This window comes from Promicromonospora kroppenstedtii DSM 19349 (genome assembly GCF_000515355.1).
In the GTDB taxonomy this organism is placed as follows: Bacteria; Actinomycetota; Actinomycetes; order Actinomycetales; family Cellulomonadaceae; genus Promicromonospora; species Promicromonospora kroppenstedtii.
Map to the genome: position 1 here is coordinate 36423 of NZ_KI911695.1, position 1676 is coordinate 38098.

A 1676-nucleotide genomic window follows, 5' to 3' on the forward strand; every position below is an offset into this window, starting at 1 on the left:
GGCGGCCTGCGGGCGGGCGGCCGGCGGGCGGCCGGCGGGCCGCCGATCGTAGGCTTCCTCGGCCTCTGAGCGCTCAGAGTGCGACGAACCCTACGTTCGCCAGCCCCGATGTCGGGCGCCAGGCCAGCGCCCGGAGGCGGACCGCCATCTCCGCGCCCACCGTGGGCGGCTCGTCGCTCAGGGCTCGGGTCGCCGGGAACCTGATGACGATCACCCTGCCGCCGGCGACCAGCCGGTTCTGCCGCCCCGCGTCGTCGGCGAGCATCGCCTCCCCGGCGTGGAACGCGCGGCCGTCGATCTCGGCGACGACGTACCTGCCGTCGGGCAGGCGCCAGACGAAGTCGACCCGCGCCAGGAACACGCCGTCCAGCGTGGACCTGACCTGCTGGCCGTCCGGGGGTACGCCGGAGTCGACGAAGGACAGGCGCGCGAACGACTCGGCGGCCGAACCGTCGAGCGCTCCGGCCAGGTCGAGCAGGCCGAGTGCTCGCGCGGCTCCCCTGCGGCCACGCAACATTCCGCGGACGTCGTCGAGGCCGCCCCGGTCGATGCGCTCCTCCCGCAGGGCGTCGCTGAGCACCGCCACGACCTCGCCGCGCGAAAGGTACGGGAGCGCCTGCGCCAACGCCGGGACGACCGACGCGATCCGCCGCCCCCGGTACTCCTCGTCGGGGAAGTCTCGGTACCGCCGCAGCGTCACGCCGTCGACCGCCGAGTGCATCCCGCCCGGTCGCGCGGCCTCGGGCAGCACCTGCTCGACGAGGCCGTCGACACCGAGCAGTGCGAGCGCGCAGGCTCCGGTCGCGATCCCGTTCCCCACGGCCAGCATCGCGGTCCACGCGGCACGACGCCGGAGGTGGTCGTGGCGGCCGTCCCGCCGGCGCTGTTCGGACGGCGTCGGGTGGGTGTCGTAGACGCAGCGCACGACCCGGCGCCAGCGGCCGTGCGCGACGAGCAGGGCAACGGCGTCCTTGTCGAGCCCCGCCGCGGAGCACTGCGCCTTGGTCACCAGTCCCTCCTGCGCGGCGGCGACCGACAGCAGCGGCTGCGGGAGGATCCTCCGAGGTCTCATGCCGTCGATCCCACCCCGTCGAGGCGGCGCGACGATGCCCCGGGCCGCACCGCTGTGGACGGACGGCCTGGGACGCCCCCTGTGGTCACGGTCGCCGCCAGCAACCGCCGTCCGCCGTGCCGGTCGCCCCTGCCGACAAATTTCCGCAACCCGCGCCCCGCGCACCCCGGCTCCGCAGCCGGCGCCCGGCAGTCGGCGCCCGGCAGTCGAACGTAGGTTCCGTCGGCTCGTAGGCGCCTGTGAGCCGACGAAACCTACGTTCACCGCCACCGGCGGCACAGCCTGTCGCCCCACGGAGGACATCCGCGCCACGCGCACCTCGCGCACCGCGCACCGCGCACCGGGCACCGCGCACCGCGCACCGCGCACCGGGCACCGTGCACCGTGCACCGTGCACCGTGCACCGTGCACCGTGCACCGGGTCGAACGTAGGTTTCGTCGGCGCCCGAGCGCCTATGAGCCGACGGAACCTACGTTCGCCACCGTCACCCGGCGTCTGAGCCCCCGGCAACGGAACCCCGGCAACAAAGGTGCCGGCGCCGCAGTTCGCAGCCCGTCGCCCGCCGCCAGCCGCCCGTCGCCCGTCGCCCGCCGCCCGTCGCCC

At 75.5% G+C, this 1676-nt stretch carries 1 protein-coding gene; it reads right to left on the reverse strand.

Going from position 1 to position 1676, the window contains the following annotated elements; genetic code table 11:
* Nucleotides 1-73 precede the first annotated feature (73 nt).
* Nucleotides 74-1072: a hypothetical protein gene (locus tag PROKR_RS30835; RefSeq protein WP_051433110.1), complete on the reverse strand. Its 999-nt coding sequence runs from the start codon at nucleotides 1070-1072 to the stop codon at nucleotides 74-76.
* Between the last annotated feature and the right edge of the window lie 604 nt (nucleotides 1073-1676).

Bases quoted from the DNA above. Each gene is read 5' to 3' on its own strand.
- PROKR_RS30835 (WP_051433110.1), bottom strand. From the start codon at position 1,072: ATGAGACCTCGGAGGATCCTCCCGCAGCCGCTGCTGTCGGTCGCCGCC.